The sequence below is a fragment of the Vibrio sp. 03_296 genome (assembly GCF_002265885.1).
The window spans coordinates 1-938 of record NZ_NPKW01000233.1; the positions used below are offsets into that span (position 1 = coordinate 1).

Annotated in this window: 1 protein-coding gene and 1 pseudogene; both read right to left on the reverse strand. The window is 46.0% G+C overall.

Going from position 1 to position 938, the window contains the following annotated elements; genetic code table 11:
* Window positions 1-49 precede the first annotated feature (49 nt).
* Window positions 50-224, reverse strand: a pseudogene (locus CIK04_RS23615) (2,3,4,5-tetrahydropyridine-2,6-dicarboxylate N-succinyltransferase); the annotation flags it as partial.
* 364 nt (window positions 225-588) lie between these two features.
* Complete coding sequence (locus CIK04_RS23620) at window positions 589-900, reverse strand: YebG family protein (RefSeq protein WP_128824668.1); 312 nt, start codon at window positions 898-900, stop codon at window positions 589-591.
* Window positions 901-938 lie beyond the last annotated feature (38 nt).

Sequence of the window (938 nt, forward strand, 5' to 3'; positions counted from 1 at the left end):
TTTGCTGTCAATCACCATTTGCTCAAACGTCTGCTGTCCAGTTCTGCACTTGCGCCGCAGAGATCTCGATAGCTTGGTTGCCTTGCTCGTAGCCCGCAAGGGCTGCTAGAGCGTTGACTAGCGCCTCGCTTGGGTTAAAGAACAGGGTTTGGAAAAAACGCTTCGATGATTTTGCCGTCGCGGTTTTTGGTTGCTGTACCAAAGGCGAGAGAAAAGAAAGCCATAGTTGATCTCCATGTGTTGAGTCTTTGTCACGCGCCATTCACTGGCAAGCGCTGGAATTAAGTTATAGCCATCATAAAGAGACAAAAAAGACTTAAACCCTMCAAAGGGAGAAAGTCTGTAGATGGATACCCTTTGTCTTTTTAACGATATATTTCTTCGTATGGCTATATCCTTCCTACTTGAAGCTGCAGCGGTGTTGGCTGCATTCGTTCACACCAATCATATAGGTTATCTATGCTCATGGGATTCACTCATTTGCCGCCTACCCGCAACTTCAAGTTGTTTGGGTATATTTTGTATTTTGTCGCCAAAATCAAAACCGCCGCACAGGGCGACGGTTTTATTCGACATTGTTTGCGAAGATTAAGCGGCGTCTTCTGCTGATTCATCTTCGCCGGCTGCGTCATCAGCAACCGCGGCTAGCTTCTTTTCTTTTTTCGGCGTTGGGCGGCGTTTTGCGCCTAGCGCGTAAAGAAGCTCTTCTTGTTCTGAGCGAGACATCGCCAAGTCTTCTTGTTTGCCTTCATCTTCAAGAAGATCGCTTTTACCTAGTAAGTCGAAAAGCTCATCTGCCATATCCAGCATTTTGTCGTATGCGTCAGCTTCCGCTTTAGAGGTAAAAGTCATTTTCTCTTCTCCGTTGCGTTCTACCACGTACTTGACGATAACAGCCATGGTTAATCCTCTAAGTTAAATAGTCCAGAAATTGCACT

Excerpts from the sequence above, each read along its gene's own strand:
- CIK04_RS23620 (WP_128824668.1), bottom strand. The coding sequence starts at position 900 with ATGGCTGTTATCGTCAAGTACGTGGTAGAACGCAACGGAGAAGAGAAA.